Annotated in this window: 16 protein-coding genes; 8 read left to right on the top strand and 8 right to left on the bottom strand. The window is 70.7% G+C overall.

Annotation, left to right across the window (positions count from 1 at the left end):
• Positions 1-765: 765 nt before the first annotated feature.
• From ACFV9C_RS23990 to ACFV9C_RS23980, 3 genes are read right to left on the bottom strand one after another with little or no spacing between them, the layout of a single operon-like run.
• Positions 766-1,401, bottom strand: coding sequence for a GntR family transcriptional regulator (locus ACFV9C_RS23990; RefSeq protein ID WP_380196854.1), 636 nt, complete (start codon positions 1,399-1,401; stop codon positions 766-768).
• A 49-nt stretch (positions 1,402-1,450) separates the two neighbouring features.
• Positions 1,451-2,098, bottom strand: coding sequence for a response regulator (locus tag ACFV9C_RS23985; RefSeq protein ID WP_380196852.1), 648 nt, complete (start codon positions 2,096-2,098; stop codon positions 1,451-1,453).
• The gene (locus ACFV9C_RS23980) at positions 2,095-3,039 is read right to left on the bottom strand and encodes a HAMP domain-containing sensor histidine kinase (RefSeq protein WP_380196850.1); all 945 of its coding nucleotides are present in this window, start codon (positions 3,037-3,039) and stop codon (positions 2,095-2,097) included. Before ACFV9C_RS23980 ends, ACFV9C_RS23985 begins: the two co-directional genes overlap by 4 nt.
• A 123-nt stretch (positions 3,040-3,162) precedes the next feature.
• On the opposite strand from ACFV9C_RS23980, the gene ACFV9C_RS23975 reads away from it, so the two are divergent.
• The 3 genes from ACFV9C_RS23975 (at position 3,163) to ACFV9C_RS23965 (ending at position 4,525) form a co-directional block, all read left to right on the top strand.
• A complete protein-coding gene (locus tag ACFV9C_RS23975) occupies positions 3,163-3,474 on the top strand; it encodes a TraR/DksA family transcriptional regulator (RefSeq protein ID WP_380196848.1) in 312 nt (103 codons plus the stop codon).
• A gap of 8 nt (positions 3,475-3,482) precedes the next feature.
• On the top strand, positions 3,483-3,818 hold the full coding sequence (locus ACFV9C_RS23970) for a TraR/DksA family transcriptional regulator (RefSeq protein ID WP_380196846.1): 336 nt from the start codon (positions 3,483-3,485) through the stop codon (positions 3,816-3,818).
• Positions 3,819-3,961: 143 nt separating this feature from the next.
• The gene (locus ACFV9C_RS23965; protein ID WP_380196844.1) at positions 3,962-4,525 is read left to right on the top strand and encodes a rod shape-determining protein; all 564 of its coding nucleotides are present in this window, start codon (positions 3,962-3,964) and stop codon (positions 4,523-4,525) included.
• Here ACFV9C_RS23965 and ACFV9C_RS23960 read toward each other — a convergent pair.
• Complete coding sequence (locus tag ACFV9C_RS23960; RefSeq protein ID WP_380196842.1) at positions 4,522-5,010, bottom strand: pyridoxamine 5'-phosphate oxidase family protein; 489 nt, start codon at positions 5,008-5,010, stop codon at positions 4,522-4,524. The two genes, ACFV9C_RS23965 and ACFV9C_RS23960, sit on opposite strands and share 4 nt — an antisense overlap.
• Before the next feature lie 87 nt (positions 5,011-5,097).
• Here ACFV9C_RS23960 and ACFV9C_RS23955 point away from each other — a divergent pair, with 87 nt between their 5' ends.
• Positions 5,098-6,963 carry a hypothetical protein gene (locus tag ACFV9C_RS23955; RefSeq protein WP_380196840.1) on the top strand — a complete coding sequence of 622 codons (1,866 nt, stop codon included), beginning with the start codon at positions 5,098-5,100 and terminating at the stop codon, positions 6,961-6,963.
• On the opposite strand, the gene ACFV9C_RS23950 is transcribed toward ACFV9C_RS23955, so the two are convergent.
• Positions 6,936-7,634, bottom strand: a complete 699-nt coding sequence (locus ACFV9C_RS23950; RefSeq protein ID WP_380196838.1) for an SDR family NAD(P)-dependent oxidoreductase — start codon at positions 7,632-7,634, stop codon at positions 6,936-6,938. The two genes, ACFV9C_RS23955 and ACFV9C_RS23950, sit on opposite strands and share 28 nt — an antisense overlap.
• A 144-nt stretch (positions 7,635-7,778) precedes the next feature.
• Here ACFV9C_RS23950 and ACFV9C_RS23945 point away from each other — a divergent pair, with 144 nt between their 5' ends.
• On the top strand, positions 7,779-8,786 hold the full coding sequence (locus ACFV9C_RS23945) for a sigma-70 family RNA polymerase sigma factor (RefSeq protein WP_380196836.1): 1,008 nt from the start codon (positions 7,779-7,781) through the stop codon (positions 8,784-8,786).
• On the opposite strand, the gene ACFV9C_RS23940 is transcribed toward ACFV9C_RS23945, so the two are convergent.
• Genes ACFV9C_RS23940 through ACFV9C_RS23930 form a run of 3 tightly spaced genes read right to left on the bottom strand, consistent with a single transcriptional unit; the run spans position 8,769 to position 10,415 of the window.
• Positions 8,769-9,473 (bottom strand): isocitrate lyase/phosphoenolpyruvate mutase family protein, encoded by a 705-nt coding sequence (locus ACFV9C_RS23940; RefSeq protein WP_380196834.1) that lies wholly within the window; start codon positions 9,471-9,473, stop codon positions 8,769-8,771. The genes ACFV9C_RS23945 and ACFV9C_RS23940 overlap by 18 nt on opposite strands.
• Positions 9,470-9,934 (bottom strand): carboxymuconolactone decarboxylase family protein, encoded by a 465-nt coding sequence (locus ACFV9C_RS23935; protein WP_380196832.1) that lies wholly within the window; start codon positions 9,932-9,934, stop codon positions 9,470-9,472. The genes ACFV9C_RS23940 and ACFV9C_RS23935 overlap by 4 nt, the downstream gene beginning before the upstream one ends.
• A 43-nt stretch (positions 9,935-9,977) precedes the next feature.
• A complete protein-coding gene (locus tag ACFV9C_RS23930) occupies positions 9,978-10,415 on the bottom strand; it encodes a MarR family winged helix-turn-helix transcriptional regulator (protein ID WP_380196830.1) in 438 nt (145 codons plus the stop codon).
• 114 nt (positions 10,416-10,529) lie between these two features.
• Between ACFV9C_RS23930 and ACFV9C_RS23925 the strand changes: the two genes are divergently transcribed.
• From ACFV9C_RS23925 to ACFV9C_RS23915, 3 genes are read left to right on the top strand one after another with little or no spacing between them, the layout of a single operon-like run.
• Complete coding sequence (locus ACFV9C_RS23925) at positions 10,530-11,597, top strand: alkene reductase (protein WP_380196828.1); 1,068 nt, start codon at positions 10,530-10,532, stop codon at positions 11,595-11,597.
• A 2-nt stretch (positions 11,598-11,599) separates the two neighbouring features.
• The gene (locus tag ACFV9C_RS23920; protein WP_380196826.1) at positions 11,600-12,916 is read left to right on the top strand and encodes an MFS transporter; all 1,317 of its coding nucleotides are present in this window, start codon (positions 11,600-11,602) and stop codon (positions 12,914-12,916) included.
• A 21-nt stretch (positions 12,917-12,937) separates the two neighbouring features.
• Positions 12,938-14,305 carry a PLP-dependent aminotransferase family protein gene (locus ACFV9C_RS23915; RefSeq protein ID WP_380196824.1) on the top strand — a complete coding sequence of 456 codons (1,368 nt, stop codon included), beginning with the start codon at positions 12,938-12,940 and terminating at the stop codon, positions 14,303-14,305.
• The last annotated feature ends 56 nt before the right edge of the window (positions 14,306-14,361 follow it).

Raw genomic sequence — 14,361 nt, 5'->3', positions numbered from 1 at the left:
GGCGCAGTGGGGGGCGAGTGCGGGGGTGGCGAGTGCGGCGTGCGGAGTGCGGAGTGTGAGGCGTGGGGTGTGGCGGTGGAGTGCGGGTGTGGGGTGGGGCAGTGCGGGGGTGGCGAGTGTGGGGGTGGCGAGTATGGAGCCGGGAGTGTGGGGTGGCGACTGCGTGGCCGGGAGTGCGTGGCCGGGAGTGCGGGTGCCGGGGTGCGGAGCGCGGGCGTCGTCCGTTCCCACGAGCAGATCCGCTTCACAAACCGACTGGGTGGGTGGCGGCAAACCGCTCTTCAGGATCGAGGTAAGGCCCGTCACCGCCGCCATGCGCCGGGGGCGACTCCGGAATCGAATCCGGCGCCGGGACTGGTGTCGGTGAGGGATCGGGTACTCGGCCGGGTCCAGTTCCGAGTCCGTGCCGGGCCGAGAGTTCGTGCCGAGGCGAGTTCGTGCCGGGGCTGGGTCGGGTCCGGGGCGCGGGTTGGGTTGGGTTGGGTTGGGGAACATTACCTGCCCGATTCGGCAGGCGCACGGCAACCACCACGAGCACCACGGCACCTGCTCCGGAGGATGGGCGGGCATCCACCTCCCGCTGGCGCGAGCACCTTCCTCTCCGCCACCTGTTTGGGGAGGGTGGCCGGGCGATACACCTTCCCCTCCCGCGACCACGCCCGCGCCCACACCCCCTGGGTGGGTGAGCGGGAAACCTGCTCCCGGCTCGCGCGGCCACCTTCCTCTGCATCACCTGATCGGGGCGTGGAGTGCCGGCGGGTGGGGTCAGGCGGGGTTGCGGAGGCCGCGGAGGAGTTGTTGGGCTTGAGCGAGGTGTTCGCCTGCCAGTCGGTCCGCCAGGTCCACGTCGCGGTTTGCGATCGCGGTGAAGAGTTCGCGGTGTTGGCGGGCGACGCCGAGGAGGTCGTCGTGTTGGGCGAGTAGCCAGCGGATCCGGCTGCGGAGCGGGCGTTCGATTTCGACGAGCAGTTCGTTCGACGCCAGTTCGGTGACTTGCTCGTGGAAGTCGGCGGCCTTCCGTCGGGCGAGTATGGCGTTCCCCGCGGTCGCGGCCTCGAAGTGCTCGTCGAGTGTTGCCTGCAGGCGATCGAGCCCTTCGCGGGTACGCCGTTCCGCCGCCAGCCGGAACGTCAACGGTTCGAAGGCCGTCCGTACCTCGAGGAGGTCCGCGATGTCGGAGTCGGTGAACGTCCGCACCACCGCCCACGACCGCGGCCGCAGCGTCACGAGCCCCTCTCCGACCAGTGCCTTCAAAGCCTCCCGGACCGGCACCCGGCTGACGTCGAGGGCGGTCGCGAGCTCGCGCTCGACGAGCCGCTCGCCGGGCGCGCGGACGCCGTCGAGGATCTCGTCGCGCAACCGTCGCGTCACCCGCTCGGTCTCGGACTCCCGAGTGTCCACCGCAGAACCTCCCGCCGGATTTGGCATACCATTATCCATGCGCAGGGTGTCAGGGTTCGAGCAGCCCGGCCCGGATCGCGTACCGGGTGAGGTCGAGCCGGTCCCTGAGCCCGAGTTTCTGCAGGATGTTCGAGCGGTGCCGTTCGACGGTCTTGACGCTGATCGTGAGCAGTTCGGCGATCTCCTTCGACGAGTTGCCCTCGGCAACCAGTTTGAGGATCTCTTCCTCGCGCGCGGTGAGGATCTGCTGGGGCAGGTCGGCGCCTTGCCGGACCCGGTCCAGGTAGCTGCGCACCAGCCGAGTCATCGCGCCCGGGTACAGGAAGGGCTCGCCGCGCATCGTCGCCCGGCAGGCTTCGACGAGGTCCCGGTCGAGTACGGATTTCAGCACGTACCCGGACGCGCCGGCCTTCAGCGCCTGGAAGAAGTACTGCTCGTTGTCGTACATGGTGAGCATCAGCACCCGCACGTCCGGCGCGACCGCGGACAGTTCGCGGGCCGCCTGCAGCCCGGTCATCCGCGGCATCGCGATGTCCAGGATCGCCAGGTCGACGGGTTGCCGGCGGCAGATCGCGACGGCCTCGCTCCCGTCGGACGCCTCCGCGACCACCCGCAGGTCCGGTTCGCCGTCGAGGATGAGCCGTACGCCGCGCCGTACCAGCGCATGATCGTCGGCGAGCAGAATCTTCGTCGTCACGACGGGCTCCCAACGGCCAGACTGACCTGCGTGCCACCGCGCGGTCCGTCGCCGACCTCCAGCGTGGCACCGATCAGCAGTGCCCGCTCCCGCATCCCGCGGATCCCGGCGCCCTCGTGCGCCATCCCGGCGCCGCGGCCGTCGTCCTCGATCCGCAGCACGACCGCCGACGCCTCCCGTACCAGCGACAGCTCGATCCGCGCCGCACCCGCGTGCCGCGCCACATTCGTCAAACTCTCCTGAGCCACCCGATACAGCACCAGTTCGGTCTGCTCGTCCAGCTCCAGCCCGCTGTCGAACCGCCGGTGGATCTCCAGCCCGGTGTGGTCCGACACCTCGGTGGCGAGCGCGGTCAGCGCACTGGTCAGCCCGAGATCCTCCAGTACGCCGGGCCGCAGCCGGTGCGCCAGCCGCCGTACCTCGTCAAGACTCGCCCGGGTCGTCTCCTGCGCCTGCACCAGCTCGTTCCGCAGCCCCGGATCGGGGGCACGATCGGCCGCCCGCTTCAGATCCATCAGTACGGCGGTCAGCGTCTGACCGACCTCGTCGTGCAGCTCGCGCGCGATCCGCCGGCGTTCCGACTCCTGCGCCGACAACGCCCGGGCCGCACTGGTCGCCCGCTCCTGCTCGAGCCGGTCGAGCATGGCGTTGAACGCCCGCAGTACGTCCGGTACGCCGCCATGCCCCTGCACGGGCAGCCGCTGCCCGGGCCGCAGTACGTCGACCGTGGACATGCGCCGGTTCAGCCGCGCCAGCGGGGCCAGGCCGACCCGGAGCAGGACCGCGTTCGCGACCAGCATCACCACGAGGCCGCCGATCAGTACGGCGGCCTCGGTGAACAGCACCGGTACCGACACGGTCACCGGCGCCCACAGCAGCAGGGCGGTCGCAGCGCCGAGCACGACCGCGTTGAGACCGAAGATCCGCCAGAACAGCGCCACCGCGGCACGCTCCTTCCGTGAACGAGATTCCCGCCACTATGGCAGCCCGGACGCGATCGCACCGGCGCAAGATGGGTGTTGGTCCCGATAGGCAACCCGCGCGGCAGCGGCCATGGTGTGGGCATGAAGAGCCCGAAGACCGCACCCGACCACAGGGTGCACGAGACCCTGCAACGGTTGCAGCACGAGCGGAACACCCGGCTCGCGCAGCTGAACACGATGGAGGCCGACAAGCCGAACTCCAACGAGGACCTGGTGACGGCCCAGACGACCGCGATCCGGTTGGTCCTGAAGGAGATCGACGCCGCGGTCGAGCGCGTGTCGGACGGTACGTACGGCGTCTGCGGCGGCTGCGACGCCCGGATCCCGGTCGGCCGGCTGGAGATCCTGCCGTACGTCCGGTACTGCGTCCGCTGCCAGCAGCAGGCGCTCTGAGGAGACGCGTGAACAGCCAGGCTCGGACGAATCGACGCAACGGGGGCCTGCCGCAGGACGAGCTCGCGGTACTGCGGGCGAAGCTGCTGGATCAACGCGCCTTCCGGAGCGAGCAGCTGGCCGGGTACGGCGGACACGCGGTCCTGGACGAGGTACGCGGGCAGCTGGTGGTCGCGGCCCGACTGGTGCTGGCAGACGTGGAGGCCGCGCTGGACCGGATGTCCACCGGCCACTACGGCCACTGCCGCGACTGCCGAGGCCCGATAGAACTACCCCGTCTCCGCATCTGCCCGGAGTCCCTCTACTGCACCACCTGCCACCAAGAACGGGAAGTTGACCGGTGAACCGCCCGCGTGGGCTGGCTTTGGATGTTGGGAGTGCTCGGGCTCGGGTGTGGAGTTCGGGGCGGGGGCTGGTGCTGGATGCGCCGACGGCGGGGCGGGGGCGGCGGTTGGTGGTCCGCGGGTGTTTTGAGGATCTGGCGGGGGTGAGCGCGCTGCTCGGTGCGGTGGTGACGGACGGGCGGCGGGAGCGGCTGACTGCGGTGGTGACCACGCCTGTGTTGTGCGACGACGTGCACCGGGAGAACGTTCGTACCGTGCTGGCTGAGCTTGGTGTCGCGTCCGTTGTGTTGATCGACAGCGTGAAGGCGGCGGCTTTCGGGGCTCGGGTAGATGTCACCGAGCCGCTACTCGTCGTGGACCTCGGTGCTCAGCTGACCGAGGTCGCCCTGGTCGTAGGCGGTGCGGTTGTGGAGGCACGGCGTACGGTGCTCGGCCTGGACGACGTACGGACGGTGTTCCCGATCGTGGAGGTGGCCGGCGAGTCGCTGCTCGAGCTGCTCCACGGCGAGCACGGCGCCCTGGTGGTCGACGCACTCGACCGGGGCGTGCTGCTCACCGGCGGCGGCGCTCTCCGTCCGGAGATCACCTACAAACTTGGCCAGCGCCTAGGCGCCCGCGTCACCCCGGCACCGGCCCCGCACACGGTCGCGGTCCGCGGCGCGGCCGCCGCCCTCCAAGCCACCCACCGCCATCCGACGGGCACCTAGCCGGCTGTCTTCTCGCGGATGATGTCCTCGACGGCCTTCGGGATCGTGGTTTCGAAGTCGAGCAGTTTCGCCCAGGTCAGCGTGACCCGGATGACCACCATCTCGTCGTACAACCCCTGCACGCCCTCCGCCCACGCCGGGTACTGCTCGTCGGTCATCACCTTGTGCCCGGCGACCAGGTACCCCTCGGGTACGCCGGGCACCAGCTCCAGCTCGGCGGTGCCGCGGAGCAGCAGCACCTTGGGCGGGAACGCGCCGGTGTCGATGGTCAGTGCGACCTTCGGGTTCTTCTTCAGGGCCGCGACCTTGGCGGACTTCGGCACGGTCGCGATCACGATCTGGTCGCCCTCGACCCAGAACCCGATCGGGATCACCCGCGGGTCCCCGTCCAGGCCGTCGTACGCGAACCGCGCCGGTTCGGAGCCGTTCAGGAGGTCCTGGGCGTACGGCTTGGCGAGGATCTCGGCGATCTGCTGCTTGTTCATGGCTGTTTCCTATCCGTTCGGTTGGTGGCTTCTCATCAGGGGGACGGAGCCGCCGGCAGGTTCTCGACATCGATAGGTTGGCGAATTGTGGAAAGTTTTGACTTCGGTCCGGGACAGGTCCAGCTGTACGACGACGGTGCAGTAGCTCAGGTCCTGCACCCCGACGGCCGCCGTCTGCTGCTGGACGAGGGCGTAGTGCACGACAGCCTGCACGCCTGGGGCAAGGGCTTCGTGATCACCGACCGCGGTTCGTACCGCTTCGACAACCCGGCGCACACCCGCTGGCGGAGCGGCGGCATCGACCTGCTGTACCAGTTCGGCGACCTCGAACTGCGGGTCGGCCGCCGCTTCGGCGACCGGTGGACCGAGACGTACGAGCTCCGCAACGCCGGCGACACCACGATCGAGCTCGGCTCGGTCGCGATCAGTACGCCGTACCGCGACGTCTACACGTCCAGCCGGGAGAGCCTGACCGGCTCGGTGCACGCGCACGTGTGGACGGGCGGCGCCGACGCCTGGGTCTGGGCGACGCCGATGGACGGCAGCGGTCCGGGTCTTGGGCTGCAGCTGACGGAGGGCGAGCTGTGGGCGTACTCCGTGGAGTCCCGCGAGCCCGGCACCAGCAGCAACAGCCGCGGGCACATCTACCTGCACGTGACCGACCACGCCCGCGCGCCGCACGCGATGGGCGGTCAGCCGGCGATCACGCTCGCACCCGGTGCGACGTACCGCTGGACCTGGCAGCTGGCCTGGTACGACGACCTGCCCGCGTTCCACGCCGACCGCTCACCCCAGCTCACCGCTGACCGGCTCGCGGCCGAGGTGGGGGAGACCCTCGAATTCACCGGCGCCGACCCGCTGACGAGCGACGTCCCGGGCGTGCACCACGTCTCGTCGTACGACGGTCGCTCCCGGGTCGCGGTGCTCTTCCACGAGCCGCTGCAGGTGATCGCCGAGCGCCGCGTGCGCTTCATCCTCGACCACCAGCGGCGGCCCGAGCTGGCAGGGAACCGCAAGTACGCGTTCGTGCCGTACGACAACGACAGCGGCCTCACCGTGCCGGCGAGCGCGTGGCGGGACTGGTCCGACGCCCGTGAGCGTGTCGGCATGGCCCTACTGCTGCAGGAGGTCCGCGACCGCGGCTGGGGCGATCGCGCCGAGCTGGACGAGGCACTGAACGGGTACGAGCAGTTCGTCCGCGAGTACCTGCTGGACGCCGAGGGCACGATCCAGGACGACAGCATCCACCAGAACGCCGTACGGCTCTACAACTTCCCGTGGTTCGCGCGCTTCCTGCTCGGGCAGGGCGACCGCGAGGGCGCCACCCGGATCCTGAACCGGTACTACGAGCTCGGCGGCGACCACTTCCTCGCGTTCGACCTCGGCCCGTTGCTGACCGAGCTGGGCCTGGAGGAGCACCTGGTTCGGCACGCGCAGACGTTCATCGGGTACGGCGACGAGCTGCCGCCGCACGAGGTCAACTACGAGCAGTCGATGGTCGCCCCGCTCCTCGAACTACTGGCGGCTGCCTACAAGACAGGCAAGATCGACGGCACCGAGCTGACCAGGCGGCTCCCGTGGCTGACCGCGTTCGCCGCCGACCAGCCCGACGTACGGCTGCGGCACGTCGCGATCCGGCACTGGGACGGCTACTGGTTCGGCCGGTTGCGGCTGTGGGGCGACGTCTTCCCGCACTACTGGTCCGCGCTGAGCGCCGTCGTGTACGCCGCCTGGCCGCGAGACCTGGTGTCGCCCGAGCAGGCGGACTGGCTCGACCGCGCCGAGGCAGCGATCCTGCGGGCGAACCTGATCAGCTTCGCGCCGGACGGGTCGGCCACGTGTGCTTTCGTGTACCCGAGCTGCGTGAACGGTCAGCCCGCCCACGTCGCCGACCCGCTCGCGAACGACCAGGACTGGGCGCTCGTCTACGCGCTCAGGAGCGCTGCGTTCTGACGTTCGAGCTGCTTGACGGCGCCGCTCGCCCAACCGGGGGCGAGCATCGCGGACAACGGGTCCGGGAAGATCTCCTCGTCCCCGGCCGCGACGCCGTCGAAGATCGCCCGCGCCACCGCCTGCGGCGCCGCCTTCGGTACGTCGAGGTCCCGCGACATGTCGGTGTCCGTCGGACCCGTGAGTACGGCGTGAACGCGGACGCCCTGCGGTGCGAGCAGCGCCCGCTGCGCCTGGGTGAGCGAGAACGCGGCCGCCTTCGAGATCGAGTACGCCGGAATCATCGGCAGCGACGCCAACGCCGCTACCGACAGGACGTTGACGATCGCCCCGCGCGCCTCGATCAGCTGCGGCAGGAACGCGGTCGTGAGGGCGAGGGGTCCGAGCAGGTTCACGGCCAGGTGCTGTTCGACCAGCGCCCGGTCGCTGAGGTTGTCGTACGCCGCGAGGCCGGCGTTGTTGACCAGGACGTCCAGCGACTCGACGGTCTTCGCCGCCGCCTCGATCTGCGCCTGGTCGGTCACGTCGAGCTCGAGGTACGTCACCCGGGGGTCCTTGTGCGTCAGCGCGACCCGCGTCCCTGCGTACACGTGCTCGGCGCCCTGGCGCAGGGCCTCCTCGACGAGCGCCTGTCCGATGCCGCGGTTGGTCCCGGTGATCAGGACGTTCTGCATGATGGTTCTCCGTTTCAGCTGTCGCAGTGCTTGCACAGAGGACAGACCGTGCGTACGGCGAGAACTGGTCGCGCGGGGACCGATCAGTTCGGGCGCGTGCCGGTGTCAGCAACGGTGTGGGAACAATGGGGACGGAGGTGTCTCATGCCGGACGAACTGCTGCAGCGGGCGCGTGAAGGTGACCGGGACGCGTTCGCGGCGCTGGTCGAGCCGTATCGCGCGGAGCTGCAACTGCACTGCTACCGGATGCTCGGGTCGCTGCAGGACGCGGAGGACGCGCTGCAGGAAACGTTGCTCTCGGCATGGATCGGGCTGGGCGGGTTCGAGGGCCGCTCGTCGGTGCGGACCTGGCTGTACCGGATCACCACCAACCGGTGCCTGAACATCCTGCGGTCGACGTCCCGCCGGCCGCTTCCCGCCGTACCACTGCCGGTTCCGGCGCCGGAGCCGTCCCGGTCGGGGGAGGTGCTGTGGCTGCAGCCGTACCCGGACGACCTGCTCGCCGGACTGCCGGACCGGCTGCCCGGGCCGGAGGCGCGGTACGAGTCGCGCGAGGCGATCTCGCTGGCGTTCGTGACCGCGGTACAGCTGCTGCCGCCGAACCAGCGCGCCGTCTTGTTGCTGCGCGACGTACTCGGGTATCGGGCCAGCGAGACGGCGGAGCTGCTCGGGCTGACGGAGGCCGCCGTCAACAGTGCGCTCGCTCGGGCCCGGGCGACGGTGGACGAGAAGGCCGTCGCGAGTCCGGTGGCGACCGAGGACGAGCAGGAGCTGACCGAGCGGTTCGTGGCGGCGTTCACCGCGCAGGACGTCGATGCCTTGATCGCGCTGATGACCAGCGACGCGTGGGTCCGGATGCCGCCGCTGCCGTTCGAGTACCAGGGCACCGAGGCCGCGCACCGGTTCTTCACCGCGCTGGCCGCGCACCGGCGGCAGATCGCCGCGATGGTCCCGGTCCGCGCGAACGGGCAGCCGGCCTGGGGCGAGTACATCCGGGACCCGGTCACCGGCGGCCTGCACCTGATCGGGGTGCTGGTGATCGGCCTGGCCGGCGACCGGGTCCACGAGATCGTGCACTTCGAGACCACGGTCGCGCCGTACTTCGGGCTCCCGCGGACCCTCTCAGAGCCGATCTCAGAGCCGGGGCAGTAGCTCGCGCAGCTGGTCCATCACGTAGTTGTGCAGGCTGGTCCCGTACGAGATCCGGGTCGCGCCCACCGCGGCCAGCTCGGCCTGGGTGGGTCCGCCCGGGGCCGCGTGCCCGTTGATCGGTCCGCCGACGCCCTCGGCCACCTGCCTCAGCTGGTCGAGCGGCGCGAGGATCGGGTAGACGCAGTCGGCCCCGGCGCGGCGGTACTCGCGTCCCCGCCGTACCGCCTCGGTCACCGGGTCGTCGAGCCGCCGTACGAACGTGTCCACACGGGCGTTGATCACCAGCTCGGCGCCCGCGGCCGCGCGGACCTCGGCCAGGTAGTCGGCCTGCTGGGCGACGTCGACCAGCGCACCGCCGGCCGAGTCCTCCAGGTTGCAGCCGACCGCCCCGGTCTCCAGCAGCCGCTCTGCGAACTCCTTCGGCGGCAGCCCGTACCCGGCCTCCATGTCGGCCGTCACCGGTACGTCGACCGCGCGGGCGATCTGCGCCACCGCGGCGAACATCGCCTCCGGCGGGGTTAGCTGCCCGTCGTCGTACCCGAGCACCCGGGCGACCGCCCCGCTGCTGGTGGCAACAGCGGGGAAGCCGGCGTCGGCAACGATCCGGGCGCTCACCGGATCCCAGGCATTCGGCAGCACGAGCGGCGTACCGCCGTGGTGCAGCGCGCGGAAGTGTTCAGCCGTCATGGCTTGTAGTGGCCGGGCTCCATTTTCCCGGTGACGCCGACGCGGGTCCACATGTTGATCGTGATGATCAGCGCGATCAGCTGCGCGAGGTCCTGCTCGCCGAACGCCTGCGCCGCGACCTCGTACACGTCGTCCGGGACGTGGTCGACGCTGATCAGCGTGATCGCCTCGGTCAGCTGCAGCGCCGCCTTCTCCTGCTCGGTGTAGAACTTGTGCGCCTCCCGCCACACCGGCAGCAGCGCGATCCGCTGCTGCTGCTCGGCGCCGAACTCCATCAGGTCGAGCGAGTGCATGTCGGTGCAGTACGCGCACCCGTTGATCTGCGAGGCCCGGATCCGCACCAGGTGCGCCAGCTTCGGGTCGAGCCCGTTGTCGGACACCTTGTCCAGCTCGATCAGCGCCTTGTAGAAGTCCGGTACCAGACTGGCGAGCTTGACCCGCCGGGTTTTCGTTGTGCTCATGGCTTCAATCTAGGCGAGCATCGGCCCGGACACCCGGTCCACTTCAGGTGATAGTCGGTGGGCCACTTTCCCGCAGGTTGGCCTCCAGGAGACGCAGTACGTCGATCGCCTCGGCCTGCTGCGCCGGTGTCAGGGTGCCGACCGCGCTCGTCTCCAGCCGGGCCCAGATCCGCTCGACCTCCCGCCGTACGCCGTGGCCGGCCGGGGTCGGCTCGATGATCGTGGCGCGCCTGTCGGTCGGGCTCGGGTGGCGGCGGACGAAGCCGGCCTCCTCCAGGCGGCGCACCGTCCGGGTCATCGTCGCCGAGTCCGAGTCGAGCGCGCGGACCAGCTCGGTCTGCGTCTGCGGCCCGTGCTCCCAGAGCCGCATCATCACCAGCTCCTGACCCAGGTGCAGGCCGACACCGCGCAGCAGCTGCTGCGCGAGCATCCGCTGCAACCTGGCCACCCGGACGATCGCGTCGGTCAACGGCTCCGCCATACGCACCTCTTTCGCTGCTCGAACAGTTATACGTTATCAAACAGCCTGGGGAATGATCTAACGTACTTACCTGTTCGAACAGGTAATCTGGATCCGACAGAACAGGAACTCCCCATGCCCACGGCGTTCGACCCCTACGAACTCGGCACCCTTCGCCTGCCCAACCGCATCGCGATGTCCCCGATGACCCGCAGCCGCGCCCGCGGCACGATCCCGTCGCCGCTCGCCGCCGCGTACTACGCCCAACGCGCGACGGCCGGCCTGATCGTCACCGAAGGGACCCAGCCCTCGCCGGTCGGCCAGGGCTACCCGGACACGCCCGGCCTGCACTCGGCCGAACAGGTCGCCGCCTGGCGCGAGGTGACCGACGCGGTGCACCAGGCGGGAGGCGTGATCTACGCGCAGCTCCTGCACACCGGCCGGATCGGTCACCCGAGCCTGCTGCCCGACGGCCTGCACCCGGTCGCCCCGTCGGCGATCCGCGCCGACGGGCAGGTCTACACCCACGACGGCCCTCAGGACTTCGTCACGCCACGGGTCTTGAGTGAGGACGACATCCGGCAGACCGTCGACGACTTCGCCGGCGCTGCCCGGAACGCCTTGACAGCCGGCTTCGACGGCGTCGAACTGCACGGCGCGAACGGGTACCTCATCCACCAGTTCCTCGCCCCGAACACGAACCGCCGTACGGACCTCTGGGGTGGATCGCCCGCGGCCCAGGCCCGCTTCGGCATCGAAGTGGCGACCGCGGTGGCAGCCGTGGTCGGACCGGGGCGGCTCGGGTTCCGGATCTCGCCCGGCAGCCCGGTCAACGACATGGCCGAGGACGATCCGGGGGACACGTACGTCGCCCTGCTGGCCGGTCTCGCCCCGCTCGAGCTGAGCTACCTGCATGTGATGGAGGCCGCGGGCGGCCGCGAGCTCACGCACCGGCTCCGCAAGGAGTGGGACGGCACGCTGATTCTCAACCCGCACACGGCGCCTTCGCCGACCGGCCCGGACGAACTCGGCCTGATCGAGGACGGTACGGCGGACCTGATCGCCTTCGGCGCACTGTTCCTGGCCAACCCGGATCTCCCGGCCCGCCTCGCCGCCGGTGGCCCATACAACATCCCGGACCGCGCCACGTACTTCGGCGGCGACCACCGCGGCTACATCGACTACCCGACCCTGGAGGCCTGACCATGTCTCGTCGCCTGGTGCTGGCGCTGACGTGCGTCAGCCAGTTCATGGTGATCCTGGACGCGTCGATCGTGAACGTCGCGCTGCCGTCGATCCAGCGCGACCTCGGCTTCACCGGCACCGGGCCGGCCTGGATCGTCAACGGGTACCTGTTGACGTTCGCCGGCTTCCTGCTCCTCGGCGGCCGGGCCGCGGACCTCCTCGGCCGTCGCCGGATGCTGGTCGCGGGGCTCGTCCTGTTCTCCGCGGCGAGCCTCGCGGCCGGGCTCGCCGGTACGCCGACGGTGCTGGTCACGGCGCGGATCGTGCAGGGCGTCGGCGCGGCGCTGCTCGCGCCGGCGACCCTCGCCGTACTCAACACGACCTTCACCGAACCGCGGGACCGGGCCCGGGCGTTCGGCGCCTGGTCCGCCGCGGGCGGTGTCGGCGGGATGGCGGGTGCGTTGGCGGGCGGCGCGATCACAACCGGGTTGTCCTGGCGCTGGGTCTTCCTGATCAACGTGCCGATCGGCCTCGCGCTGATCACCGCCGCTCTCGCGTCGTTGCCGGCCGGTCGGCTGGTACGACGTGAGTCGCTGGACGTTGCCGGTGCTGTGATGGCGACCGGTGGGTTGGCGGCGGCGATCTACGGGGTGATGCAGAGCGCGGACCACGGGTGGACCTCGGCGCGGGTGGCTGTGCCGGTGCTCGTGGGCGTCGTCGTGCTGGTGCTCTTCGTCGTGGTCGAGGCGCGGGTCGCCGTACAGCCGATGCTGCCGTTGCGGTTGTTCGGGAGCCGGCGGGTCGCCGTCGGTACGGCGATGTTGCTGTTGTTCGGCGGGATCGCGATCGCGATGTGGTACTTCACGTCGCTGTATCTGCAGAACGTGCTCGGGTACAGCGCGCTCCGCTCGGGGCTCGCGCAGACGCCGGCGGCGGTCGCGTTCGTGGTGGTCGCGCGGGTGGCGTCGGCGCTGCTGCCACGGGTCGGAGTACGGGCGTTGATCGTCGGCGGCGCCGTACTGTTCCTGGCCGGGTTCGGGTGGTTGTCGCAGGCCGGCGGGTACCTCAGCGGCGTACTGCCGCCGATGCTGCTGGTCGCGGCCGGGATCGGGCTGATGTTCCCGACGCTGATGGCGACCGTGACGACCGGGGTGGACCCGGCCGACGCGGGCATCGTCGGCGGGCTGGCCAACACCGCGAGCCAGGTCGGCAGCTCGGTCGGGCTGGCGGTGCTGACCACGGTCGGGGCCGGCGGGTACGACCGGGTGTTCCTGGTCGCGGCCGCGCTGGGGCCGGCGATTGCGCTGGTCAGTGCGCTGCTGCCGCGCCGCGACTGAGGCGTTGTATGGTCCCGTTCCATGGAGGATTCGGGGGCCGACCTGCATCTGGAGCTGACCGCCGCGCGCGGTCGCGGAGACCTGGTGCGGGCGTTGCACGACTCGATCCGGACCGGCCGGCTGGCGGCGGGGACGCGGCTGCCGTCGTCGCGGTCGCTGGCGAAGGATCTCGGGATCGCGCGGAACACGGTGGCGGACGCGTACGGGCAGCTGGTCGCGGAAGGCTGGCTGACCGCGCGGCAAGGATCCGGGACCGTGGTCGCGAACCGCGCCGCGATCCCGGCGACACCTGCCGTGTCGTTGCCCGAGGCCCGTAGTTTCCGGTACGACCTGACGCCCGGCGCTCCGGACGTGGCGACGTTCCCGCGGGCCGAATGGCTGGCCGCGGCGCGGAAGGCGCTGACCGCGGCGCCGAACGAGGCGTTCGGGCTAGGCGACCCGCGCGGCCGGATCGAGCTGCGCCGCGTGCTCGCGGACTACCTCGCCCGGGCGCGCGGCGTCCGGGCCGACCCGGGGCGGATCCTGATCTGCTCCGGGTACGTGCAGGCGCTCAGTCTGTTGAGCGAGGCGATCAAGAACCTCGGCGGTACGACGATCGCGGTCGAGGAGTTCGGGTACGACCTGCACCGGGACGTGATCCGGGCCCGCGGGCTGTCGGTGGCCGGCGTACCGGTGGATGCGTTGGGGGCGCAGACGTCCGCGCTGACAGGGCAGGGTGTGCTGCTGACGCCGGCACACCAGATGCCGACAGGCGTCCCGCTCGCACCGGAACGCCGTACCGCGGCGGTCGAATGGGCGCGGGAGTCCGGGGCGGTGCTGATCGAGGACGACTACGACGGCGAGTTCCGGTACGACCGGCAGGCGGTCGGTGCGCTGCAGGCGCTCGATCCGGAGCGGGTCGTCTACACGGGTACGGCGAGCAAGAGCCTCGCGCCCGGGCTACGGCTGGCGTGGATGGTGCTGCCGCAGCGCCTGATCGAGCCGGTGGTCGCCGCCAAACGGACCGCCGACTACCAGACCGCGACCCTCGAGCAGCTCGTCCTCGCCGAATTCATTGCCTCCGGCCACTACGACCGCCACGTCCGCCGCTCCCGCCTGCACTACCGCCGCCGCCGCGACCGCCTCGTCGAACTGCTCTCCGTCCGCGCCCCCGACGTCGAGGTCGCAGGCATCTCCGCCGGCCTCCACGTCCTCCTGGACGTCCCCGGCGACGCCGAAGACATCGTCACCCGAGCCGCCCGCCAAAGCCTCGGCCTGGCCACCCTCACCACCTACCACGTCAACCCCACCCCCACCACCCGCCAAGCCGTCATCGTCGGCTACGGCACCCCACCCGACCACGCCTACCCCGGCGCCCTCGACCTCCTCTGCCAGGTCCTCGGCGTCTGACCCCGCAAGCACCTCCAGCAATCCCCCACGGCAGTCCCCCACGGCAGTCCCACACG

The sequence above is a fragment of the Kribbella sp. NPDC059898 genome, from assembly GCF_042730855.1.
GTDB lineage: Bacteria > Actinomycetota > Actinomycetes > Propionibacteriales > Kribbellaceae > Kribbella.
Note: the sequence above shows the minus strand (reverse complement) of the source record. Positions and strands in the feature narration are given on the sequence as shown.

Coding starts and splice junctions, on each gene's coding strand:
- ACFV9C_RS23935 (WP_380196832.1), bottom strand. CDS start 9,934: ATGAGCACAACGAAAACCCGGCGGGTCAAGCTCGCCAGTCTGGTACCG.
- ACFV9C_RS23960 (WP_380196842.1), bottom strand. CDS start 5,010: ATGAACAAGCAGCAGATCGCCGAGATCCTCGCCAAGCCGTACGCCCAG.
- ACFV9C_RS23975 (WP_380196848.1), top strand. CDS start 3,163: ATGAAGAGCCCGAAGACCGCACCCGACCACAGGGTGCACGAGACCCTG.
- ACFV9C_RS23945 (WP_380196836.1), top strand. CDS start 7,779: ATGCCGGACGAACTGCTGCAGCGGGCGCGTGAAGGTGACCGGGACGCG.
- ACFV9C_RS23940 (WP_380196834.1), bottom strand. CDS start 9,473: ATGACGGCTGAACACTTCCGCGCGCTGCACCACGGCGGTACGCCGCTC.
- ACFV9C_RS23950 (WP_380196838.1), bottom strand. CDS start 7,634: ATGCAGAACGTCCTGATCACCGGGACCAACCGCGGCATCGGACAGGCG.
- ACFV9C_RS23915 (WP_380196824.1), top strand. CDS start 12,938: ATGGAGGATTCGGGGGCCGACCTGCATCTGGAGCTGACCGCCGCGCGC.
- ACFV9C_RS23925 (WP_380196828.1), top strand. CDS start 10,530: ATGCCCACGGCGTTCGACCCCTACGAACTCGGCACCCTTCGCCTGCCC.
- ACFV9C_RS23930 (WP_380196830.1), bottom strand. CDS start 10,415: ATGGCGGAGCCGTTGACCGACGCGATCGTCCGGGTGGCCAGGTTGCAG.
- ACFV9C_RS23920 (WP_380196826.1), top strand. CDS start 11,600: ATGTCTCGTCGCCTGGTGCTGGCGCTGACGTGCGTCAGCCAGTTCATG.